Origin of the sequence: Aeromicrobium sp. REDSEA-S38_B2, assembly GCF_001628525.1 — a bacterium.
Classification (GTDB): Bacteria; Actinomycetota; Actinomycetes; order Propionibacteriales; family Nocardioidaceae; genus Aeromicrobium; species Aeromicrobium erythreum.
Genome location: NZ_LUNH01000015.1, coordinates 93,585 through 115,030 on the forward strand (window position 1 = coordinate 93,585; position 21,446 = coordinate 115,030).

At 72.5% G+C, this 21,446-nt stretch carries 19 protein-coding genes, 2 tRNA genes and 1 pseudogene; 6 read left to right on the forward strand and 16 right to left on the reverse strand.

The features are described 5' to 3' along the window. Positions 1–9: 9 nt before the first annotated feature. Together A6Q81_RS03585 and A6Q81_RS03590 are read right to left on the reverse strand one after the other, a co-directional pair. A complete protein-coding gene (locus A6Q81_RS03585) occupies positions 10–354 on the reverse strand; it encodes a GNAT family N-acetyltransferase (RefSeq protein WP_286689564.1) in 345 nt (114 codons plus the stop codon). A 26-nt stretch (positions 355–380) separates the two neighbouring features. Then, positions 381–1,370: a pirin family protein gene (locus A6Q81_RS03590; protein WP_286689565.1), complete on the reverse strand. Its 990-nt coding sequence runs from the start codon at positions 1,368–1,370 to the stop codon at positions 381–383. Between the two features lie 82 nt (positions 1,371–1,452). On the opposite strand from A6Q81_RS03590, the gene A6Q81_RS03595 reads away from it, so the two are divergent. Beyond that, positions 1,453–2,280 (forward strand): DUF3152 domain-containing protein, encoded by an 828-nt coding sequence (locus A6Q81_RS03595; protein ID WP_286689566.1) that lies wholly within the window; start codon positions 1,453–1,455, stop codon positions 2,278–2,280. Positions 2,281–2,484: 204 nt separating this feature from the next. On the opposite strand, the gene A6Q81_RS03600 is transcribed toward A6Q81_RS03595, so the two are convergent. Continuing rightward, entirely contained in the window at positions 2,485–3,399 is a 915-nt protein-coding gene (locus A6Q81_RS03600) for a cation diffusion facilitator family transporter (RefSeq protein WP_286689567.1), read from the reverse strand. After that, positions 3,399–3,794, reverse strand: coding sequence for an ArsR/SmtB family transcription factor (locus A6Q81_RS03605; protein ID WP_083516142.1), 396 nt, complete (start codon positions 3,792–3,794; stop codon positions 3,399–3,401). Before A6Q81_RS03605 ends, A6Q81_RS03600 begins: the two co-directional genes overlap by 1 nt. Before the next feature lie 129 nt (positions 3,795–3,923). On the opposite strand from A6Q81_RS03605, the gene A6Q81_RS03610 reads away from it, so the two are divergent. After that, a complete protein-coding gene (locus A6Q81_RS03610; RefSeq protein WP_286689568.1) occupies positions 3,924–4,481 on the forward strand; it encodes a copper resistance CopC family protein in 558 nt (185 codons plus the stop codon). A 21-nt stretch (positions 4,482–4,502) separates the two neighbouring features. Here A6Q81_RS03610 and A6Q81_RS03615 read toward each other — a convergent pair whose 3' ends face one another. The 5 genes from A6Q81_RS03615 to A6Q81_RS03635 all read right to left on the reverse strand — a co-directional run bounded on the left by A6Q81_RS03615 (position 4,503) and on the right by A6Q81_RS03635 (position 9,948). Next, positions 4,503–5,111 carry a response regulator transcription factor gene (locus A6Q81_RS03615; protein ID WP_286689569.1) on the reverse strand — a complete coding sequence of 203 codons (609 nt, stop codon included), beginning with the start codon at positions 5,109–5,111 and terminating at the stop codon, positions 4,503–4,505. Next, positions 5,108–6,229 carry a sensor histidine kinase gene (locus A6Q81_RS03620; RefSeq protein WP_286689570.1) on the reverse strand — a complete coding sequence of 374 codons (1,122 nt, stop codon included), beginning with the start codon at positions 6,227–6,229 and terminating at the stop codon, positions 5,108–5,110. Before A6Q81_RS03620 ends, A6Q81_RS03615 begins: the two co-directional genes overlap by 4 nt. A gap of 17 nt (positions 6,230–6,246) precedes the next feature. Continuing rightward, positions 6,247–7,062: an ABC transporter permease gene (locus tag A6Q81_RS03625; RefSeq protein WP_286689571.1), complete on the reverse strand. Its 816-nt coding sequence runs from the start codon at positions 7,060–7,062 to the stop codon at positions 6,247–6,249. Then, positions 7,059–7,976, reverse strand: a complete 918-nt coding sequence (locus tag A6Q81_RS03630) for an ABC transporter ATP-binding protein (protein WP_286689572.1) — start codon at positions 7,974–7,976, stop codon at positions 7,059–7,061. The genes A6Q81_RS03625 and A6Q81_RS03630 overlap by 4 nt, the downstream gene beginning before the upstream one ends. A gap of 88 nt (positions 7,977–8,064) precedes the next feature. Then, the gene (locus A6Q81_RS03635; RefSeq protein ID WP_286689573.1) at positions 8,065–9,948 is read right to left on the reverse strand and encodes a penicillin-binding transpeptidase domain-containing protein; all 1,884 of its coding nucleotides are present in this window, start codon (positions 9,946–9,948) and stop codon (positions 8,065–8,067) included. 106 nt (positions 9,949–10,054) lie between these two features. On the opposite strand from A6Q81_RS03635, the gene A6Q81_RS03640 reads away from it, so the two are divergent. The 3 genes from A6Q81_RS03640 (at position 10,055) to A6Q81_RS03650 (ending at position 13,011) form a co-directional block, all read left to right on the forward strand. Continuing rightward, a complete protein-coding gene (locus tag A6Q81_RS03640; protein ID WP_286689574.1) occupies positions 10,055–10,891 on the forward strand; it encodes a COG4705 family protein in 837 nt (278 codons plus the stop codon). A gap of 35 nt (positions 10,892–10,926) precedes the next feature. Next, entirely contained in the window at positions 10,927–11,400 is a 474-nt protein-coding gene (locus tag A6Q81_RS03645; RefSeq protein WP_286689575.1) for a GNAT family N-acetyltransferase, read from the forward strand. A gap of 135 nt (positions 11,401–11,535) precedes the next feature. Beyond that, on the forward strand, positions 11,536–13,011 hold the full coding sequence (locus tag A6Q81_RS03650; RefSeq protein WP_286689576.1) for a M4 family metallopeptidase: 1,476 nt from the start codon (positions 11,536–11,538) through the stop codon (positions 13,009–13,011). 108 nt (positions 13,012–13,119) lie between these two features. Here the strand turns inward: A6Q81_RS03650 and A6Q81_RS03655 are convergent. The 5 genes from A6Q81_RS03655 to gyrB all read right to left on the reverse strand — a co-directional run bounded on the left by A6Q81_RS03655 (position 13,120) and on the right by gyrB (position 19,041). Continuing rightward, a tRNA-Ala gene (locus A6Q81_RS03655) sits at positions 13,120–13,192 on the reverse strand. Between the two features lie 151 nt (positions 13,193–13,343). After that, positions 13,344–13,421 (reverse strand) — tRNA-Ile (locus A6Q81_RS03660). Between the two features lie 73 nt (positions 13,422–13,494). Then, positions 13,495–14,340 carry a DUF3566 domain-containing protein gene (locus tag A6Q81_RS03665; protein WP_286689577.1) on the reverse strand — a complete coding sequence of 282 codons (846 nt, stop codon included), beginning with the start codon at positions 14,338–14,340 and terminating at the stop codon, positions 13,495–13,497. Then, positions 14,337–16,955, reverse strand: coding sequence for a DNA gyrase subunit A (gene gyrA, locus A6Q81_RS03670; RefSeq protein WP_067852980.1), 2,619 nt, complete (start codon positions 16,953–16,955; stop codon positions 14,337–14,339). The genes A6Q81_RS03665 and gyrA overlap by 4 nt, the downstream gene beginning before the upstream one ends. A 55-nt stretch (positions 16,956–17,010) precedes the next feature. After that, positions 17,011–19,041 carry a DNA topoisomerase (ATP-hydrolyzing) subunit B gene (gyrB, locus tag A6Q81_RS03675; RefSeq protein WP_083516138.1) on the reverse strand — a complete coding sequence of 677 codons (2,031 nt, stop codon included), beginning with the start codon at positions 19,039–19,041 and terminating at the stop codon, positions 17,011–17,013. Between the two features lie 220 nt (positions 19,042–19,261). Here gyrB and A6Q81_RS03680 point away from each other — a divergent pair, with 220 nt between their 5' ends. Beyond that, a complete protein-coding gene (locus tag A6Q81_RS03680; RefSeq protein ID WP_286689578.1) occupies positions 19,262–20,104 on the forward strand; it encodes a phosphatase PAP2 family protein in 843 nt (280 codons plus the stop codon). A 656-nt stretch (positions 20,105–20,760) separates the two neighbouring features. Here the strand turns inward: A6Q81_RS03680 and A6Q81_RS03685 are convergent. Both A6Q81_RS03685 and A6Q81_RS03690 read right to left on the reverse strand, forming a co-directional pair. Then, positions 20,761–21,279: a DciA family protein gene (locus A6Q81_RS03685; protein WP_286689579.1), complete on the reverse strand. Its 519-nt coding sequence runs from the start codon at positions 21,277–21,279 to the stop codon at positions 20,761–20,763. A gap of 1 nt (position 21,280) precedes the next feature. Beyond that, positions 21,281–21,446 (reverse strand): annotated as a pseudogene (locus tag A6Q81_RS03690) (DNA replication/repair protein RecF); the annotation flags it as partial.

Consider the following 21,446-nt stretch of genomic DNA (forward strand, 5'->3'; position numbering starts at 1 on the left):
ACCGGCCGGTCAGGCGGGCCAGTCGACGAGGTCGTCGAACCTGCCCTCGTGCTTGCGGAGCCAGCTCGCGACGTAGGGGCAGTGCGGGACGATCCGCAGGTCCGACGCGCGGACGTCGTCGAGTGCGTAGGCGACGAGCACCGACGCGAGGCCGCGTCCGCCGTACGCCTCGTCGACCTCGGTGTGCAGGAAGTCGCGCTGCGCGCCCGCGCCGTTCCCCTCCAGGTCGCGGTAGTCGGCGTGGCCGATGACGGTGCCGTCGTCGAGGAGCTCGTAGCGCTGTTGCTCGGGGGCGTGGCGGACGACGACCACGCGTCCCTCGTCGTCGCGGTGCTCGGTGGGGGGCAGGCTCATCGAGGGTCCTCTCGTCGGGTGCGCGGTCAGCCGCGCGGTCGGATGCGGGCGTTCGGGAGGGCGGGTGCCGGCAGCGGGGCCTCCGAGTCGCCCTCGGGCAGCCCGAACGGTCCGTCGGAGCCGTCGCCGGCCTGCTTGCCGTCGATCTCGGCCTGCCAGGCCGCGCGGTACTCGACGACGTCGTCGTGGCTGCGGCCGACGAAGTTCCACCACATGACGATCTGCTCCCCGAACGGCGGCCCGCCGATGAGCAGGACCCGGCTGTCCTCGGTCGCCCGCAGGGTGATGCGGTCGCGACCCGGCGCCAGGTAGCCGAGCTCGTCCTTCGCGACGGGGTCGGCGTCGGCCAGCACGGCGCCGGTGTCGACGAGCACGCCGTGCTCGAAGGTCGGGTCGACGTCGAGCTCGAGGACGGTGCCGCGGTCGAGGCGCAGCTCCGCGCCGAGCAGCGGCGTGTGCGTGACGACGGGGGAGGTCGATCCGAGCAGGCTGCCGAGGAAGACCTGCGCCGACCACGCGCCCTCCGCGGTGCGGCCGTCGACGGTCGGCGGCGCGTAGTGCTCGAAGGTCTTCTCGACGAAGCGGGCGTGCTGCGGCAGCGCCACCCAGAGCTGGGCGCCGTGCAGCACGGTGGTGTCGGCGGTGGACCGCTCGGAGTGACTGATCCCGCGTCCGGACGTCATGAGGTTCAGCTCGCCGGGCCGCACGTCGGCGTGGAAGCCGGCGCTGTCGCGGTGCTCGACGGTGCCCGAGAACAGCCAGCTGACGGTCTGCAGCCCGGTGTGCGGGTGCGGCGGCACGTCCATGCCGCCGGTCTCGGACACGTCGTCGGGACCGTAGTGGTCGAGGAAGCACCAGGCGCCCACGAGCGACCGCTCGCGCTGGGGGAGCGTGCGCCGGACCGTCATCGCGCGGGGTCCGCCGAGCGGCACGTCGCGCGGCGTGAGCACCTGCAGACCGGCCGGCGCGTCCGCGCCGCAGACCATCTCGTCGGGCGAGGTCTCGGTGTTGCTCATGGTGGTCCGGCCCTCCTGCTGCGGTGGCTGGCCACCCTGCGGCAGCCGACGCGGCCAGCGTATCCCCGCGTAGGCTGGACGGGTGACGCAGCGTGATCCCGGACCCCCGCGTCGCCCCCACCCTGACGCGGCCGGGCGGCACCGGGTCTCGCGTGCCCGCACCGTGCGTCGCGGACGCGTGGCCGCACTCGCCGCGTCGCTGCTCGTGACGCTCGTCGTGGTGGTGCTCTCGGCGGTCCGGCCGTCGCCCGAGGAGCGGGTGGCGACCGAGGACACCGCGTCGACCTGGGGTCTCGAGGCCGCGCTGCCCACCGTCACCCCGTCGGCGACGCCGTCGCCCTCCCCGCGCTCGTCGCAGGGCGCGCGCCGCACGGCCGAGGTGGAGCCCACGACGTTCCCGCAGACCGGGGCCGGCACGTTCCGCACGGCAGCCGTCGTCGACGTGGCCGGCTCGGGCGGCGGCCGCGACCGCACCTACACCGTCGAGGTCGAGAACGGCCTGCTGCAGGACCGGGCGACGTTCGCGCGCGACGTCGCCCGCGTGCTGGGGCACGAGCGCGGCTGGCGCACCGACGGCTGGTCGTTCACGCAGGTGGCACGGGACCCCGACGTGCGCGTCATGCTCGCGAGCCCCGACACGGTCGACCGGCTGTGCGCGCCGTTGCTCACGCGCGGCGAGGTGTCGTGCCGCAGCGGCGACCGGGTGGTGCTCAACGTCAAGCGGTGGGTCCGCGGCGTGACCTACTACGGCGACGACCTGACCGGCTACCGCACCTACCTCGTCAACCACGAGGTCGGGCACGCGCTCGGCAAGTACCACGTCGGGTGCCCCGCGCCGGGCGCGAAGGCGCCCGTGATGCTGCAGCAGAGCAAGGGCCTCCAGGGCTGCGTCAAGAACCCCTGGCCCTGACCACGACACCGGGCCCGTCGGAAGGCGTCGGGCCCGGTGGGCGTCGGACGGTGCGGTTGGGAGTCTCGTCCACGATCCCGAGTGCGAGACCGCACCGTCCGACGTCTCGACCGTCGCACGGCGTGCCGCACCCACCGGACAGCCCGGCGCAGACATCCGTACTTCGGCGCCTCGTTTGCGTAGACCTCGATGCCGGCGCTGCGGTCACCAGTCGACGCTGTGGCACTCCGGCGCGCGGCACCCCTCGACCTGGAGGGTGGCGTGCTCGACGTGGTGCCGCTCGCGGAGCACCGAGCGCGCGTCGGCGAGCACACGGTCGAGCGCGGCCGGGCCGGTGCTCGCGCCGGCGGCCACCAGGTGGGCCGTCGCGACGTTCATGCCCGAGGTGAGCACCCAGACGTGGAGGTCGTGCACGTCGTCGACTCCCTCGACGGCGCGCAGGTCGGCGACGACGGCGTCGACGTCCATGCCGTCGGGCACGTGCTGGCCAAGGACGGCGAGCACCTGGCGCGCCAGCACCACCGCGCGGACGGCGACGAACACGCCGATCGCCAGCGCCACCACGGTGTCCCACCGCGCGGAGCCGGTCGTCGCGACCAGCACGCCGGCGACGACGACCCCGACCGAGCCGGCGGCGTCGGCCACGACTTCGAGGTAGGCGCCGCGCACGACGAGCGACTCACCCGCGCCCGCGTTCAGCAGCACGAGCGAGACGACGTTGACGAGGAGACCGAGGACGCCGACGACGATCATCGGGCCGGTCTGCACGTCGACCTGCGAGCCGATCCGCGAGACCGCCTCGACGACGACGTAGACCGAGACGCCGAGCATGACGAGCACGGCGAACCCGGACGCGAAGACCTCGGCACGGTAGGAGCCGAAGGTGCGTCGTCCGGTGCGGTCGGTGCGGGTGGCGATGCGCGTGGCGGCCAGCGCGGCGCCGAGCGTGACGACGTCGGCGGCCATGTGGCCGGCGTCGGAGAGCAGCGCCAGCGACGACGCGAGCAACCCGTACACGAGCTCGACGACGAAGAAGGCGGCGACGAGCGCGAACACCACCGCGAGCCGTCCGCGGTGGCGCTGGCTGGCGGGTCCGCCGTGACCGTGACCGTGGCCCATCAGCCGACCTCCTCCGGTGCGGCGAGCCCGACCAGCCGGGCCCCGGTGGCGAGCAGCTCGTCCGTGGCCTCGGGGTGCGCGAGCCGGTAGTAGGAGGAGCGGCCCTCGTGACGGACGTCGAGCAGGCCGCAGTCGCGCAGGCAGGCGACGTGCGCCGAGACGGTCGACTGCGCCAGACCGAGGTGGGCGGTGAGCTCGACCACCCGGTGCTCGCCGAGCTGCAGGTGGCGCAGGATGCGCAGCCGACCGGGGTCGGCCAGGCCGTGGAACAGCCGAGCGGCGACGACCGACCCGTCAGCCCCCGTGAGCTCGGGGTGACGGTGCCCCTCGTGCTCGCGCGGTGCGTCGTGCCCGCGGGCGCGGTGGCCGTCGCCACTGTGGTGATTGATCGCCATTCGTCGATGATAACGCCGACCGGCGCTGCTGGCGAGACCCCCGCCGGCGCGCGCGGGCGCTCAGGCGACGGCTACTACGATGCGTCGTAGCCGTCGACCGCATCCTGCGGTCGCCCCAGGAGGTCTCCCGTGCGCTCGTTCGTCCTCGGTCTCGTCGCGACCGTCGCCCTGTTCGCCGCTCCGTCGCCCGCCCTGGCCCACGCGTCGGTCGAGTCGTCGGACCCGCAGGACGGCGCCGCGCTGACGGCCCTGCCCGAGACGGTGTCGATCACGCTCAGCGAGGACGTGGGCAGCGGCGCCGTGCTGCGCGTGCTGAGCTCCTCGGGCACCCGTCTGGACGACGGCGACGTGACCGTGGCCGGACGTCGCGTGCTCGTGGGGGTCCGGCCGGGCGAGGCCGCCGCCGGCTCCTACCGGGTCGTCTACCGCGTCGTGTCGGCCGACGGGCACCCCGTCAGCGGCGAGATCCCCTTCACCGTCAAGCCCTCGACCGACGGCGCCGGTACCTCGGGCTCCGACTCCGCGCCGGGCTCCCAGGACGACGTGACCGTGACCGACGTCGAGGACGACCCCTCCCAGAAGTGGGCGCCGCTGTGGGTGATGGGCTTCCTCGTCATCTCCTCCGGCCTGCTGATCTACATCGTCAAGGCCGGGCTCACGTCGTCGGCCAAGGAGGACGAGGACTGACACGCGTCGCGTCGGGTCCCGTCAGAGCCAGCCGTTGGCCTCGGCCACGCGCACCGCGGCGGCGCGGTTCTCGCCCCCGGTCTTGCCGATCGCGGCCGACAGGTGGTTGCGGACCGTGCCCTGCGACAGGTGGAGGCGTTGCGCGACGACCGCCACGCTCGCACCGTCGCGAGCGGCGCGCAGCACGTCGGTCTCCCTCTCGGTGAGCGGTGAGTCGCCGCTGACGAGGCTGTCCGCGGCCAGGGTCGGGTCGACGACGCGCAGGCCCGCGTGCACCCGGCGCACGGCGTCGGCGAGCTGCGTGGCGGGCACGTCCTTCACGACGAACCCCGACGCACCGGCCTGCAGGGCCCGCCGCAGGTAGCCGGGCCGGCCGAAGGTGGTCACGACCAGCACCCGCGTCCCGAGGCCCGCCGCGACCACCGCGCGCGTGGCCTCGATGCCGTCCAGGCCCGGCATCTCGATGTCGAGCAGCGCGACGTCGGGGCGGTGCTCCCGGACGGCGTCGAGCACGTCGGCACCGGAGCCGACCTCCGCGACGACCTCGAGGTCGTGCTCCAGCGACAGCAGCGCGGCGAGCGCACCGCGGACGAGCGCCTGGTCGTCGGCGAGCAGCAGACGGATGGTCACGACGCCTCCCGTCCCACGCGCAGGCTGAGCCCGGGGTCGAGCGAGCGCACGACGACGGTCGCGCCCACCGCTGCGGCGCGTTCTCGCAGGCCGGCCAGTCCGTGGCCGCCGTCGGACCCGCCCTCGTCCCACCCGCGCCCGTCGTCGCGCACCTCCACCGCTCGGGCGTCCACCGTGACGGTGCACCGACGCGCAGCGGCGTGGCGCACGACGTTCGTGACCCCCTCGCGGACCGTCCACGCGAAGAGGTCGCGCAGGTCGGTGGGGACGTCGTCGACCGTGCCCGGCAGCGACGCCTCGACGTCCGCCGCGGCCAGCGCCGTGCGGGCCCGGGCGATCTCGCCCGGCAGGGTGATCTCGCGGTAGCCCTCCACCGCGCGACGGACGTCGGCGAGCGCGTCGCGGCCGAGCCGCTCCAGGTCGCCCACCTCGGCGAGCGCCCGGGGCCGGTCGGCGTCGTCGCCGGACTCCAGCAGCCGACGGGCCAGCTCGGCCTTGACGGTGATGACGGTCAGCGAGTGGCCGAGGATGTCGTGCAGGTCGCGGGCGAAGCGCGTGCGCTCGTTCTCCACGGCCAGCTCGGCGTTCTCGGCCTGCGCGAGGAGCAGCTGGGCGTTGCGGCTGATCAGGGCACGGACACCGAAGATCGCGACCGACCCGGCGAGGACGGCGAAGGCGAGCCCGGCCTGGCTGCCCCAGCCCTCGACAGCCCCGAGTCCGAGAGACCCGACCACCGCGAGCACGACGAGGGCGGCAGCCACGACCAGCCGGAAGAGCAGGACCGCGGAGATCGCGACGTAGACGACGCATGCCGTCCCGACCTCGCCGAGCAGGGCCACGTCGGCGGCGCACAGCACGACCAGCCCGACGAACAGACCGAGTGCGCGCGCCGGCGGCGGCGTCCGGTCGGCCATCCAGCGCTCCCGACGCGCCTGCCACCAGATGAGCATGTAGAGCGCGGCGAACAGGACGGTCACGACCAGTCCGCCGATCCCGGCCGCCTCGTCGCGGCGCGCCCACGCCGCGAGCAGAGGGTCGCCGAGGAAGAACAGCCAGATCAGCGCGAACCACGGACCGTAGCGTCCGGTGGGGACGGCGACGGTCCGTGGCGCGCTCATGTCGGGCAGCGTACGGCTCACCCGCGGGCCGTGTCCTTGCTCATCCGCCAGGCCGCGCCGGCGACGAACACGACCAGCCAGGCGACGGCGTTGACGACCGCGTACCAGGGCAGCTCGCCCGTGAGCGGTGCGCGGCTGATCTCCGCCACGCCGAACATCGGGGTCACCGACGCGACGTGCCACAGCGTCGTGCCCTCGGTGATGGGGATGAACAGGTTGCCGAGGAAGGCGAACAGCGCGAGCCCGGGCCCGAGCAGCTGCATGGCGTTCTCGCCGGGCACGACGTAGCCGACGAACAGGCCGAGCGCCGCGAAGACGAAGGAGCAGAGCAGGGCCAGCAGCGCGCAGGCCAGCCACCGGCCGGCCGGAAGGTCGGCCCGACCCTGCAGCAGCGCCGCGCCGTTGACGACCGCGACCGCCAGGGCGCCGAGCACCAGTGCGCAGGCCGCCTTCGTGGCGATGTAGGCGAGCGGGTGCAGCGGCGTCAGGCGCAGCTGCCGCGACCAGCCGACCGACCGCTCGAGCGCGACCGACGAGCCCGCCGACGCGGTGGTCAGCGCGGCGCCGTAGAGCGCCATCGAGACCATGACGTAGGCCGCCACGTTGCCGTGACCCACCCGCTCGTCGCTGCCGCTGCTGCCCGCGAAGGCGAAGTACAGCGCCGCGGGGAACAGCAGCGAGAAGAAGACGGTGCGTCGGTTGCGCAGCATCCGGCGCAGCTCGAGCGACAGGAGGACCCGGTTGAAGCCTCCGAGGCGAGGGGCCCGGCGGGTGCCGGGGGTGGCCCCGTCGACCGGGGTGGCGGTGTCGAACGGGGTGGCGGGGGTGCTCATGCGGGGGTCCTCTCGTCGGTGCCGGTGAGGCTGAGGAACGCGTCCTCCAGGCCCCGTCCGACGATCTCCAGGTCGTGTGCGGTAGTGCGGGTGAGCAGGTGACGCGCCACGGCGTCGGAGTCGGTGGCGTGCACGACGACGCTGCTGCCTCGTACGTCGACGCCGTCCACGCCGGGCAGCGCGGCGATCTCGGCCACCGTCGCGTCGTCGACGTCGGGGCAGGTCGCTCGTACGGTGCGGCCGACGGCACGGGCCTTGATCTCGGCCGCCGTCCCGTCGGCGACGACGCGACCGCCGCTGACGAGAACGATCCGGTCGGCGTAGGCATCGGCCTCCTCGAGGTAGTGGGTCGCGAACATGACGGTGCGACCGTGCCGCGCGTCGTCACGGATCGCGCTCCAGAAGGTCCGGCGCCCCTCGACGTCCATGCCGGTGGTGGGCTCGTCGAGCAGCAGCAGGTCGGGGTCGCTGAGCAGGGCGAGCGCGAACCGCAGGCGCTGCTGCTCACCACCGGAGCACAGCCCGACCCGCCGGTCCGCGAGGCGCGTGAGCCCGGCACGCTCGAGCACGTCGTCGACGTCGCGCACGTGGGTGAAGAGGCTGCGCACGTAGCGGACGGTCTCGGCGACCGTCAGGTCCTTCAGCAGCCCGCCGCTCTGCATGACCGCGGCGACCCGACCCTGGGCGACGGCCTCGCGCGGCTCGAGGCCGAGCACGTGGACCGTGCCGGAGGTGGGTCGACCGAGGCCGAGGACCATGTCGAGGGTCGTGGTCTTCCCGGCGCCGTTGGGGCCGAGGAAGGCCACCACCTCACCGGGGCGGACGACGAGGTCGATGCCGCGCACGGCCTCGACGTCGCCGAAGGAGCGACGCACCTGCTGCAGGCGCACCGCGTCGGGTCTGGTCTGGTTCATGCCTCGAGCATGGCCCGCACGGCGGGTCCGGCCCCGGATCGCGCGTCACGACCTCGCCGTGACGGATGTCAGGGGTCGCGCCATCGGGTCAGCGGCGCAGGAACCGCTCGAGCAGCGGGCCGGCGGTGCCTGAGCCGGAGTCGCCGTCCACCACGAGCACGGCGACGGCGAGGTCGCCCTGCGTCGCGATCATCCAGGCGTGCGTGCGGGGCGGCTGGTCGTCGCCGTACTCGGCGGTTCCCGTCTTGGCCCCCACCGGGCCGCCCGGCAGGTCGCGCAGGAACGCACCGCTGCCGTCGGTGACGACCGCCCGCATCAGTCCGGACAGGCTCGTGGCCTGCGCCCGGGTCACCGGCTCCTCGGGCTCCGGCGCCTCCTTCGCCCGGCGGTCGGGCAGGAGCACCGGGGTCACCGTGCCGCCGTGGGCGACGGAGGCGGCGACCACGGCCATGGCCAGCGGGGAGGCCTCCACCCGGCCCTGGCCGATGACCGAGGCGGCGCGCTCGGTGCCGTCGGCCTGCGTCGGCACCTGCCCGAGGAAGGCAGGCATCCCGAGGTCGACGTCGCGGCCCAGCCCGAGCCCGGCTGCCGCGGCCGCGAGCTCCTCCTGCGACGCCCGATCCCGCTCGGCGATCATGGCCGTGTTGCAGGACTGCGCGAAGGCGGTCCGCAGGGGCACGTCGCCGACCGCCGAGGCGGGGTAGTCGGAGTAGTTCGTGAACCGTCGGCCGTCCACCGTCAGGGTGGGGGTGCACGGCACCTGGCTGTCCGGGGTGAGGCCCGAGCGCAGGAGGGCCAGCGCCGTTGCGACCTTGAAGGTCGAGCCCGGTGCGTACCGACCCGTCAACGCTGTGTCGGCGCCGTCGCCGCCGGGGCCGCTGGAGACCGCCAGCAGCGCACCCGTCGACGGCCGGATCGCGACGATCGCGCTGGCCGGGCCGACGTCGGTGAGGATCCGGTCCGCCGCGCCCTGCAGGTCGGGGTCGAGCGTGGTGCGCAGCGGCTTCCCGGCCTTCGGGTCGCTGGAGAAGAGTCGCCGGGACTCGGTGTCCGGGTCGTCGTCGACGGCCAGCACCTCCACGCCGGGGGTGCCGCGCAGCTGCTCGTCGTAGCGCGCCTGCAGCCCGGACAGCCCCACCGGGTCGCCCGGGCGGACGGCACCGTCGGACGCCTCGACGACCTCTGCGGTGGCCTCGCCGACGGTTCCGAGCAGCGGCTGCCCGAACGCCCGCGTCGGGGCCAGCGGCAGCGTGCCCTCGACGGCCAGTGACCCGGGGATCGCGGCGAGCTCCTGCCGGGTGGGCACGTCACCGTCGGCACGCAGGACGAGCCCCTCGACGAACGCCTGGTCGCCGGCCGCCTCGACCCGCCGGCGGTAGGCCCCGGGGTCGATGCCGAGCAGTCGCGCCAGCCGCTCGGCCGACGTCCCGGCAGCGTCGGGGTCGACGTCGGTCTTGTCGATCCCGACCCGCACGACCGGTCGTGCGGTGACGAGGACGGCGTCGTCGGCGCCGAGCACGTCGCCTCGCTCGGCCGGCGTCGTGCGCACGCCGAGCGTCTCGCCCTCCTCGACGGGCGCCACGACGGACGACTCCCAGCGCACGCGCCAGGCCCCGTCCTGCTCCACGAGGGTCGCAGCGGTGTCGTACGTCCAACTGGCCCCGCCGATCGTCCACCGGTGCCGGAGCTCGGCGGTGGTGACGCCGTCGTCCTCCTCCACCGACGTCACCCGCACCCGTTGCGTCCCGCCGACGTCGCCGACGACCCGTTCGAGGTCGGCCTGGTTGCGGGTCCCGTCGCCCGTCGTCGGCACCGACGTGACGTCGCCCTTCGACAGTCCCGCGGCGAGCGTCCGGGCCGCGTCGTCGGGGTCGGGGCCGCCGAGGCTGCACCCGGCCAGTACGCCTGCGGCCAGCAGCGGTGCGGCACCCGCGACGACGACGCGGACACGGGCGGGGCGACGCAGACGCATGACGGCAGTAGACCAGCCCGGGCCGCACGGTCGACGACGGCGCGCGGCAGCCTGCGCCGCGCCCTGTTCAGGTTGTCGGCAGGTTCGCGTCCCTACGGTCCCACCCATGACGACGCGAACCTTCGCCGCTTCCAAGGTCCCCTCCGTCCTGGCGACGTTCTGGGTGGTGAAGCTGCTCACCACCGGCATCGGCGAGACCGGGTCGGACTACCTCGGCACGGTGAGCATCGCGCTCGCCGCAGCCATCGGCATCGGCGGCTTCGCCCTGGCGCTGTGGACGCAGCTGCGGGCAGACCGGTACCACCCGGTCCGCTACTGGACCACGGTCCTCGCCGTCGCGGTGTTCGGCACGATGATCGCTGACGGTCCGCACGTCGTCCTCGGCACGCCCTACTGGGTCGACTCGCTGGTCTACCTCGCGCTGCTCAGCGTGGTGCTCGCGTGGTGGCGGCGCAGCGAGGGCACGATCTCGGTCCACTCGATCACGACGGCCCGACGCGAACGCTTCTACTGGGGCGTCGTGCTGCTGACGTTCGGCCTCGGCACCGCGCTCGGCGACGCAGCCGCCGTCGACGCCGGCCTCGGCTTCGTCTGGTCGATCCTCGTCTTCGGGGCCGCCATCCTCGTGCCCTGGGGCCTGTGGCGCGCGGGCCTGAACCCGACCATCACGTTCTGGTCGGCCTACGTGATGACGCGCCCGCTCGGCGCGTCGGTGGCCGACTGGCTCGGCAAGGGGACGAAGGACGGCGGGGTCGGCTGGGGCACCGGGTCCGTGACGCTCGCCGGTCTCGTGCTGTTCGCCGGGCTCGTCACCTACCTGGCCCTCACCCACCGCGACGTCGACAGCGCCGTGGACAGGGCCGTCGACCGGGAGACGGGCGATGCCGGCGCGGGCGGTACCCCCGTCAACGACACCCCGCGCGACGCCGTCCCGCAGCGGTGACCTTCAAGACCGCGCACTGCTCGTAGCATCGCGGTGTGTCCCCCTCCGTGCGCCTGGTCCCGATGACCGCCGAGCAGTTCCCCGCCTATCGCGAGCTGGCCGAGCGGGAGTACGCGGAGAACATCGTGGCGGCGGGGATGATGCCCGAGACCGAGGCCCGGCGGAAGGCCGCCGACGACTTCGCGAGCTCCCTGCCCGACGGCGTCGACACCGCGGACCACGAGCTCTGGACCGCGCGGGACGGCGACCTCGAGGTCGGCATGCTGTGGCTCGGGTTCACCGAGAGGTCGGACGGGCTGGTCGCCTTCGGGTACGACTTCCTGGTCACCTCCGACCGACGCCGTCAGGGCTACGGCTGGGCCATCATGGAGGCGGCCGAGCAGGTCTGTCGCGACCGCGGGGTGGTCGAGGTCGGGCTGTCGGTCTTCGGGTTCAACTCCGGCGCCCGGGCGTTGTACGAGCAGATGGGGTTCGAGGTCACCATCCTCCAGATGCGCAAGCGTCTCTGAGTCACTGCGCCGCGGAGCGGTCGCCGGACGTGTCGGCCAGCACAGGTCGAGAACGTCGACCTTCGCCAGGCCGGAGTCCTAGAGTGTCGCCAGCGGTGCCGGGACACGCCCGGCACCCACAGTTCGGGGGAACTCATGACACGAAAGATGATGGGCTGCGTCGCGGCCCTCGTGACCGCGACGACAGCAGCAGGGATCGTCGGTCTCGGGAGCACGAGTGCGTCGGCACGCGGCGAGGCGCCGACGGTGGCCGCCGCCGACTCCTACGCCCGGCAGCACGGTGCACCGCGAGCGGACCTGCGTCTGGACCGCACCGTCCAGGTGCCGGGCGGCAGCGTCGCGCACTTCCAGCAGTACCTCGCCGGCAAGCCGGTGATCGGTGCCGAGGTCGTCGTCCAGCTCGACGCCCGCGGGAAGATCCACGGCACCACCGGCGCCGTCACGTCGGCGCCGCGCAGCGTCACGGCGGCACCCGCACGCACCGAGGCGAGCGCCGAGACGACGGCCAAGGCGTCGCTGCGCAAGGCCGGCGCCCCGGAGGTCGACGCGACCGCAGCGGCCGCCACCGACCTCGCCTGGTACGACGCGGGCCTGTTCAAGGGCGCGGCGTCGAAGGGGGCCGTGACGCTCGTGCACGACGTCGAGGTGACGCCGACCGCGGTCGACGCCGTCGGCGGTCGGGTGCTCGTCGACGCGAACGACGGCACGCCGGTCTACACCGAGACCACGCAGCGTGACGCGACCAACCGCCGCGTGTGCGACGCCCGCAACCAGTACGTCACCAACCTCGACTGCCCGAGCCCGGTGCGGACCGAGGGGTCCGCGGCGAGCAGCGTCTCGGAGGTCAACGTGGCCTACGACCAGCTCGGCGCGACGTCGTCGTTCTACACCAGCCGGTTCGGGTACGACCTGTCGACGCAGATCGGTGGCGGAGCGCTTCGCGCGACCGTGCGCGCGTGCTACCGCGACTCCGGCGGCGACTACGGCTGCCCGATGGAGAACGCGTTCTGGACGGGACGCAGCATGGTCTTCGGCCAGGGCTTCGCCTCGGCCGACGACGTGGTCTCCCACGAGCTGACGCACGGTGTCATCCAGAACACCGCGGACCTGGTGTACTCCTACGAGCCCGGGGCCATCAACGAGTCGATGGCCGACGTGTTCGGCGAGTTCGAGGACCTCGACAACGGCACCGGGAACGACACGTCCTCGGCGCGGTGGCTGCTCGGTGAGGACCTGCCCATCGGCGCGATCCGCGACATGAAGACCCCGGAGCGCGGCAGCCAGCCGTCGAGCTACCGCGGCCAGTACTGGCAGAGCGGCTCGAGCGACAACGGCGGTGTCCACACCAACTCGGGCGTGGGCAACAAGGCGGCGTACCTCATCACCGACGGCGGGACGTTCAACGGCCAGACCATCACGGGTCTCGGCCAGGCCAAGGCCGAGCAGCTCTACTGGCGCACGCTCAACGCACTGACGAGCTCGTCGAACTACGCCCAGCTCGGCCAGACGCTGAAGTCCTCCTGCTCGGCCCTCGCCTCGGGCGGGACCGCCGGGTTCACGTCGACCGACTGCCAGCAGGTGAGCAAGGTCGTGACCGCGACGCGGATGTAGGCAGGCGACCGAAGGGATCGCCCGTACCGCCCACGCGGTGCGGGCGATCCGTTCGTCCGGGCGGTGGACGAGGCGCAGAGCTGTCGGCGTCGCGCGAACCACCTTCGGTGGAGCTGAGGGGACTCGAACCCCTAACCCCCTGCTTGCAAAGCAGGTGCGCTACCAATTGCGCCACAGCCCCTCGCGGGATCAGACCGAGTCGGTGGCCTGCTCCCAGGTGGTGCGCGTGGCGGCGGTCCCGTCGTCGCGACGAGCCACGGCCCACAGCACCCCGAGCGCGGCGAGGACGACCGCGAGAAGCTTCTTCATCGCCGTCCTCCTCGGGCGTCCGGTGGTGGGCCTAGCTGGACTTGAACCAGCGACCTCTTCCTTATCAGGGAAGCGCTCTAACCGAGCTGAGCTATAGGCCCGCAACAGCGATGAACTCTACCCCACGCCCGGGTGACCGGGCGAACCGGGGGCAGCACCGCCGCAGTTCGCGGATCAGTGATCCGTGAACGTCACCTCGATGCCGCCCAGCAGCTGGGCGGCGAGGTTGTACAGGTGCGCGGCGATCGTGGCGATCGCCGTCATCAGCACGACGTTGACCGCACTGAAGATCAGTGTGAGGCCGACCAGGCGACCCAGCCCGAGGTAGTCGGTGAGGTCGAAGCTGCCGGCGCTGTCGGACAGCACGTTGGAGACCGTGCCGTTCAGCTGGTCCCAGATGCCGGTGAGGTCGAGGACCACCCAGAAGATGGTGACCGCGACGACCGAGACGATCATCAGCGCGACCGAGACGACGAACGCCAGACGGGTGACCGACCACGGCTCGACGTGCGTCAGCCGCAGCCGTGCCTGACGACCGGACGCCGACGCCGCTGCCGGCGAGGCAGGGGCGGCCGGAGCCTTCGGCTCGTCCTTGACGGCGGGGATGACCGCGGTGCTGTCGGGCGACTGCGACGTGGTGCCGGCGTAGTCGGCAGCCGTCGGGGTCTTCTCGCGCGCAGCCGCGCCCTTCTTGGCGGGAGCGGACTTCTTGGCAGGGTCGGGCCGGCCGACCGGGCTCGGCGTCGCCTTCTTCGCCGTGCTGGGACCGTCGGTGGACGGCTTGGACGCCGCAGGCTTCGCGGGCGTGGCGCTCCCCGACGTCGAGCCGCTCGGGCGACCACGGCCGGAGGCCGGGCGGGCGGGACCGGCGGGACGGCGGTTCGCGCCGCCCTGCGCTGCGTCCTTGCCGCCGCCGACGGGCTTGCCGTCACGGTCGAGGCGCGGGATCTGCTGCGTCCGCGCGGCGTCACCGGCGCCCGAGCTGGGTGCCCGGTCCTGAGGCTTCTGCTGGTCGCTCACTCGTCGTGCCCCTCGTCAGTCGTGTCAGTGACCTCGGTGCCCGCGTCGTCGGGCGTCACCGGGTCCACCGTACCGGCCGGGGCGTCGTCGGCCTCGCTGTCAGGCTCCGCCGCGCCGCTCAGGTCGGTGTTCCGTGCGATCGTGACCACCCGGTCGTCACCCTTGAACTTGACGAAGGTGACCCCCATCGTGCCGCGACCCTTGGCCGGCACGCCCGCGACCTGGCTGCGCGTGACCTGGCCTCCAGCGGTGACGGAGATGACGTCGTCGGAGTCCTTCAGCACCAGTCCGCCGACGAGCTCGCCGCGGGCCTCGGTGATCTGCATGGCCTTGATGCCCAGGCCGCCGCGACCCTGCAGGCGGTACTCGTCGATCGAGGTCTTCTTGGCGTAGCCGCCGTCGGTGACGGTGAAGACGTAGAGGCGGTCCTCCTCGGGCACGTCCTCGAGGGCGACGTCTGCGTGCTCGTGCCGGATGACCGTCATGGACAGCAGGGCGTCGTCGTCGCGGAACTTCATGCCGGTGACGCCGGACGTCGCGCGACCCATGGGCCGCAGCTGGTCGTCGTCGGACCGGAACCGGATGGCCTGCGCCTTCTTGCTGATGAGCAGGAGGTCGTCGTCGGGTCCGGCGATGTCGGCGCCGATGAGGGCGTCGTCCTCGTCGCGGAAGTTGATCGCGATGACACCGGCTTGGCGCGGGCTGTTGTAGTCGGCCAACCGCGTCTTCTTCACCAGGCCCTTGCGGGTGGCGAGGACCAGGTAGGGCGCCTGGTCGTAGTCGCGGATGGCGAGGACCTGCGCGATCTCCTCGTCGGGCTGGAAGCTCAGCAGCCCGGCGACGTGACCACCCTTGGCGTCGCGTCCGGCCTCGGGCAGCTGGTAGGCCTTGGTGCGGTACACGCGGCCGGCCGTCGTGAAGAACAGGATCCAGTGGTGCGCCGTGGTGGGGAACAGGTGCTCGACGAAGTCGCCGTCGCGCAGCTGCGCGCCGCGCACCCCCTTGCCGCCGCGACCCTGCACCCGGTACTGGTCGGTGCGGGTGCGCTTGGCGTAGCCGCCGCGGGTGATGGTGACCACGACGTCCTCGTCGGGGATGAGGTCCTCCATCGAGAGGTCGCCGTCACCGGGGACGATCGGCGTGCGGCGGTCGTCGCCGTACTTGTCGACGATCTCGGCCAGCTCCTCGCTGACGATGGCCCGCTGACGCTCCTCGCTGGCCAGGATGGCCTTGAAGTCGGCGATCTTGGCCTCGAGCTCGGCCAGGTTGTCGATGATCTTCTGCCGCTCGAGGGCCGCGAGGCGGCGCAGCTGCATGTCGAGGATGGCGCGTGCCTGCAGCTCGTCGATCTCGAGCAGCGCGATCAGGCCGTCGCGCGCCTCCTCGACGGTGGGGCTGCGGCGGATGAGTGCGATGACCTCGTCGAGCGCGTCGAGCGCCTTCACGAGACCACGCAGGATGTGGGCCTCGGCCTCGGCCTTCTTGAGACGGTAGGCGGTACGCCGCTGGATGACCTCGATCTGGTGGGCGATCCAGTGCGACACGAACCCGTCGAGGGTGAGGGTGCGCGGGACGTCGTCGACGAGCGCCAGCATGTTGGCGCTGAAGTTCGACTGCAGGTCGGTGTGCTTGTAGAGGTTGTTGAGCACCACCCGGGCCACGGCGTCGCGACGCAGCTCGATGACGATCCGCATGCCGGCACGGTCGGACGACTCGTTGCGCAGGTCGGAGATGCCCTGCACACGGCCGGCGTTGACCAGGTCGGCGATCTTGCGCATGAGTGCGTCGGGGTTCACCTGGTAGGGCAGCTCGGTCACGACGAGCTGGATGCGGCCCTTCGTGTCCTCCTCGATGTTGACCACGGCACGCATCTGCACCGAGCCGCGGCCCGTGCGGTACATGTCCTCGATGCCGCGCGTGCCCACGATGAGGCCGTGGGTCGGGAAGTCGGGACCCTTGACCCGCTCGATGAGCGCCTCGAGCAGCTCGGCCTTGCCGGCGTCGGGGTGGGCGAGCGCCCACTGGACGCCGTCGGCCACCTCGCGCAGGTTGTGCGGCGGGATGTTGGTGGCCATGCCGACCGCGATGCCGGCCGAGCCGTTGACGAGCAGGTTCGGGATGCGCGCGGGCAGCACCGTCGGCTCGGAGGAGCGGCCGTCGTAGTTGGGCTTGAAGTCGACGGTGTCCTCGTCGATGTCGCGCACCATCTCCATGGCGATCGGCGCGAGCTTGCACTCGGTGTACCGCATGGCGGCCGCCGGGTCGTCGCCGACGGAGCCGAAGTTGCCCTGGCTGGCGATCATGGGCGCCCGCATGACCCACGGCTGCGCGAGCCGGACGAGGGTGTCGTAGATCGCCGTGTCTCCGTGCGGGTGGTACTGACCCATCACGTCACCGACGATGCGGCTGCACTTGGAGAAGCCGCGGTCGGGACGGTATCCGCCGTCGAACATCGCGTAGAGCACGCGCCGGTGCACCGGCTTGAGCCCGTCGCGCACGTCGGGCAGGGCCCGCGACACGATGACGCTCATCGCGTAGTCGATGTAGGACCGCTGCATCTCGTCCTGCAGCTCGACGGGCTCGATGCGGTCGCGCTCGATGGGGGTGTCGGTCATGTGTCGGTTCTCGTTTCAGGAAGGCGTCGCGGGAGCGGGCTGGCGGCCGGACGGCCTAGATGTCGAGGAAGCGGACGTCCTTGGCGTTGCGCTGGATGAAGCTGCGACGCTGCTCGACGTCCTCGCCCATGAGGATCGTGAAGATCTCGTCGGCCATGGCGGCGTCGGCGAGGGTGACCTGGCGCAGCACACGCGCGTCGGGGTCCATGGTGGTCTCCCACAGCTCGCCGGCGTTCATCTCGCCCAGACCCTTGAACCGCTGCACCGGCGCCTCCTTGGGAAGGCGGTAGCCGGCCTCGTCGCCGGCCGCGAGCAGCGCGTCGCGCTCGCGGTCGGAGTAGGCGAGCTCGTGGGCGTGGTTGGTCCACTTGATCTTGTACAGCGGCGGCTGCGCGAGGTAGACGTGGCCGTTGTCGATCAGCGGCTTCATGAAGCGGAACAGCAGCGTGAGCAGCAGGGTGGAGATGTGCTGGCCGTCGACGTCGGCGTCGGCCATGAGCACGATCTTGTGGTACCGCAGCTTGGCGATGTCGAAGTCGTCGTGGACGCCGGTGCCGAGCGCGCTGATGATCGCCTGGACCTCGGCGTTCTGCAGGATCTTGTCGATCCGCGCCTTCTCGACGTTGAGGATCTTGCCGCGCAGCGGGAGGATCGCCTGCGTGCCCGGGTCGCGGCCGTTCTTGGCCGAGCCGCCGGCGGAGTTGCCCTCGACGACGAACAGCTCGCACTTCTCGGGGTCGCGGCTCGAGCAGTCGGCCAGCTTGCCGGGGAGGCCACCGCCGCCCAGGAAGCCCTTGCGGTTGCGGGCGAGGTCGCGGGCCTTGCGCGCGGCGAGCCGGGCGGAGGCGGCGTCGATGGCCTTGCGGATGACGACCTTGCCCTCGGCCGGGTTCCGCTCCAGCCAGGCGGCGAGCTCGTCGTTGACGACCTTCTGGACGAAGCTGCGTGCCTCGGAGTTGCCGAGCTTCGTCTTCGTCTGGCCCTCGAACTGCGGCTCGGCGAGCTTGATGGAGATGATCGCAGTGAGACCCTCGCGGATGTCCTCGCCCGACAGCTCCTCCTTGCCCTTGAGCAGGTTGTTGGTGTCGGCGAACCGCTTGACGGTCGTGGTGAGCGCGGTGCGGAAGCCCTCCTCGTGGGTGCCGCCCTCGTGCGTGTTGATCGTGTTGGCGAACGTGTGTACCGACTCGCTGAAGGAGTCGTTCCACTGCATCGCCAGCTCGAGGGAGAGGCCGTTCTCCTCGTCGTCGCGCTCGATGGAGATGACGTCGTTGTGGATCGGCGAGCGGGTGCCGACGTTGATGTGGTGCACGTAGTCGACGAGTCCGCCGTCGTAGCGGAAGCGCACCTCGCGCTCGAGGTCGTCGGCGCCGTCCTCGTCGTCGCTGCCGAGGTCGCGCTCGTCGCGCAGGTGGATCTCCAGGCCCTTGTTGAGGAACGCCATCTCGCGGAAGCGGCTCTTGAGGGTGTCGAAGGAGTAGTCCGTCGTCTCGAAGATGTCGGCGTTGGCGTAGAAGGTCTGCGTCGTGCCGGTCTCGTCGGTCGCCTCGCCCTGCTCGAGCTCGCCGGTGGGCACGCCGTTGTCGAACGTCTGGCGCCAGACGAAGCCGTCGCGCTTGATGACCGTGTGCATCGTGGTGCTCAGCGCGTTGACGACGGAGATGCCGACGCCGTGCAGACCGCCGGACACCTTGTAGCCGCCACCACCGAACTTGCCGCCCGCGTGCAGCGACGTCATGACGAGCGTGACGGCCGGGATCTTCTCCGTCGGGTGCATGTCGACGGGGATGCCGCGACCGTCGTCGACCACGCGTACGCCGCCGTCGTCCTGCAGCACGACCTCGATGTGGGTGGCGTGGCCCGCGAGCGCCTCGTCGACGGAGTTGTCGACGACCTCGTAGACGAGGTGGTGCAGACCGCGCTCGCCCGTGGAGCCGATGTACATGCCGGGACGCTTGCGGACGGCCTCGAGACCTTCGAGCACCTGGATGTTGCTCGCGTCGTACGAACCCTCGACCTGGGAGCGGGAGACCAGCTCCTCCGCGATGGGCTCGGGCGTGGTCTCGTCGTCAGGAGAGGTGGTCACTGTTCCAGTATACGGGCGATTGTGTGGCTCCCAGCGCACCTGCCCTCGTGTCACCGCGGGCCCGGCGGGTCCAGAGTAGTGCTGAGCGGGCTCGCAGCCCCTCCAGGAGCGCCGCGCGGGGTGGGGCCCCATGCCCCGATCGTCCCCGGGGGGCGTTCGGGCGTCTGAGGCCCGTTGGCGCGCCGCGACGCAGTTGACCCTGTCCGTCATCGTAGGAGGCATGACCCTCGTGGACCCCGACGTCGCTCCCGCGCCGGCGCGATCGACCCGCCGGACGGGCTCGAGCGTGCGCGGCACCGCCGCCGTCGTGGCCCTCGGCGCGACGCTCGCGTGCACGGTGCTGGCGTGGTTCGTGCTGCGCACCCCGCTCGGTCAGCGCCTCGACGAGCGCGCGATGAACACCGTGGTCGCCGGCCGCGACACGCAGCTGCAGGTGCTGAGCGTGCTGGGCTACGTCTCCATCGGCGCGATCGTCGTCGTGGCGCTCGCGTGCGTCGTCGTGGCGCTCCTCCGCGGTCGCGCCGCGCTCGCTCTCGGTGCCCTGACCGTGATCGCGGGCGCCAACGTGACCACCCAGGTCCTCAAGCACGCCCTGCTCACGCGCGCCGACGTCGTCGACGGGGTCGTCGCCCCCGTCAACAGCTTCCCGAGCGGCCACACCACCGTCGTGGCCGCCGGGGTCGGCGCGCTGTGCCTCGTGTCGCCGCGCTGGATGCGGCCCCTCGTCGTGCCGTTCGGTGCGTTCGCCGTGACCCTCACCGGCGCGTCCACGGTCGTGGCCGGGTGGCACCGACCCTCCGACGTCGTCGGCGCCGTGCTCGTGACGACCGCCTGGACCGCCGTCGTCTCGTGGGTCCTCGGTCGCCAGCACGTCGCCGTCCGCGGCACCTGGCTGCTCGCCCTCGTCGGCGCCGTCGCCGCGATCGGCGCCCTCGTCGCCATCGGCGTTCGCCCCTCCTACGGCTGGGACGGCTTCACCGACGCCGCCCTCGTCCTCGGCGCCCTCGGCGTCACCCTCGGCCTCGGCGTCGCTGCGGGGAACCGGGCGACGCCGACGTCGTAGGGGTCGGGTCGCGCCCTCGCTGGGGGCTCGTGCGCTGCCTGCGGGGGTCGTGACCTTGCTGGCGCGCTGCCGCAGGGGGTCGTGACCTTGGTGGTGCGCTGCCGCAGGGGGTCGTGACCTGCTGGTGCGCTGCCTCGGCTGGTGCTGGCGGTGGTCTCCGAGAGGGCCTCGACCGGCAGCGGGCCCGACCACGGTTTCGGGTCTCGGGGTCTGGCTTGAGCCCCGTGGGTGACGCACGCTTCTTCGTTTCTGCGTTCTCGGGCCACGATTCTGCGTTTGCGCGTCCTATCGGTGGATCTGCAACCGCAAGAGCGCTTCTGCGGTTGAGAATCCACCGATAGCGGGCTGTCGGCGCGAAAGTCTCTGCGTTCGCGCGCCCGAGTCCGAACGCTTCTGCGTTCACGACGGGATCCCGTAGGCAACGCAGAATCCTTGTCCCCCCGCACACGAACGCAGAAGCTTGCGTCCACCCCAGCACCAACCCGCAGCCCGAGACCCCAGACCAGCGCGCCCGCCCGCCGCCCGGTCGAGGCCCTTTCGGAGACCAGATACAGCGAAGGCCGAGACAGCGCACCAGCGGGTCGAGACCTCCTGCGGCAGCGCACCAGCTAGAAGAGGCCCCCGCCGGCAGCGCACCAGCAGCCCGAGCCCAGCGATCAGCCGTACGTGTCCCGCGGCCCGCGACCCTTCACCGACCGGGGGCCACGCTTCCAGGAGGGGGCTTGGGGGCCACGGACCTCGATGCGGAGGACGGCGCCGTCGCCGAGCTCCTCGTTGAGGCGGGCGACGAGGCGAGGGGCGAGCAGGCGGAGCTGGGTGGCCCAGGCCGTCGAGTCAGTGGTCACGTGCAGGACCGCGTCCTCGTACCCGTCGACGGTCGAGTGTCGGGCGACCTCGGGGCCGACGATGGAGGACCAGTCGGTGAACACGCGCTGCGCCGACAGCCGGTCGTCCCAACCCTGCTGGCGCACGAGTGCACCGAGGGCGTCGGCGACGGTGGTCGGGTCCTCCCGACTCTTGCGCCGGCGGGGGGTGGAGCCGTCGGTACGTCGACGACGGGGACGCAGCGGTGCGCCCGTCCCGCGGTAGCTGTCGGCAATCTCGCGGGCCAGGCCGAGTGGGTCGTCGGAGCCGGGCGGCTCGGTGCCGTCGTCGTCGGGTGGGGTGCCGGACACCTCAGGCCTCCGTGACCTTGCCGGCGTGCACGTCGAAGCGGTGGCCGGCGAGCGCAGCGGGCACGTCGTCGGCGACGGCCGCCGTGACGAGCACCTGCTCGGCGTCGCCCACGAGCTCGGCGAGCTGCTCGCGGCGACCCTCGTCGAGCTCGGCGAAGACGTCGTCG

Excerpts from the sequence above, each read along its gene's own strand:
- A6Q81_RS03585 (WP_286689564.1), bottom strand. The coding sequence starts at position 354 with ATGAGCCTGCCCCCCACCGAGCACCGCGACGACGAGGGACGCGTGGTC.
- A6Q81_RS03590 (WP_286689565.1), bottom strand. The coding sequence starts at position 1,370 with ATGAGCAACACCGAGACCTCGCCCGACGAGATGGTCTGCGGCGCGGAC.
- A6Q81_RS03600 (WP_286689567.1), bottom strand. The coding sequence starts at position 3,399 with ATGGGCCACGGTCACGGTCACGGCGGACCCGCCAGCCAGCGCCACCGC.
- A6Q81_RS03605 (WP_083516142.1), bottom strand. The coding sequence starts at position 3,794 with ATGGCGATCAATCACCACAGTGGCGACGGCCACCGCGCCCGCGGGCAC.
- A6Q81_RS03620 (WP_286689570.1), bottom strand. The coding sequence starts at position 6,229 with ATGAGCGCGCCACGGACCGTCGCCGTCCCCACCGGACGCTACGGTCCG.
- A6Q81_RS03625 (WP_286689571.1), bottom strand. The coding sequence starts at position 7,062 with ATGAGCACCCCCGCCACCCCGTTCGACACCGCCACCCCGGTCGACGGG.
- A6Q81_RS03630 (WP_286689572.1), bottom strand. The coding sequence starts at position 7,976 with ATGAACCAGACCAGACCCGACGCGGTGCGCCTGCAGCAGGTGCGTCGC.
- A6Q81_RS03635 (WP_286689573.1), bottom strand. The coding sequence starts at position 9,948 with ATGCGTCTGCGTCGCCCCGCCCGTGTCCGCGTCGTCGTCGCGGGTGCC.
- A6Q81_RS03640 (WP_286689574.1), top strand. The coding sequence starts at position 10,055 with ATGACGACGCGAACCTTCGCCGCTTCCAAGGTCCCCTCCGTCCTGGCG.
- A6Q81_RS03650 (WP_286689576.1), top strand. The coding sequence starts at position 11,536 with ATGACACGAAAGATGATGGGCTGCGTCGCGGCCCTCGTGACCGCGACG.
- gyrA (WP_067852980.1), bottom strand. The coding sequence starts at position 16,955 with ATGACCGACACCCCCATCGAGCGCGACCGCATCGAGCCCGTCGAGCTG.
- A6Q81_RS03680 (WP_286689578.1), top strand. The coding sequence starts at position 19,262 with ATGACCCTCGTGGACCCCGACGTCGCTCCCGCGCCGGCGCGATCGACC.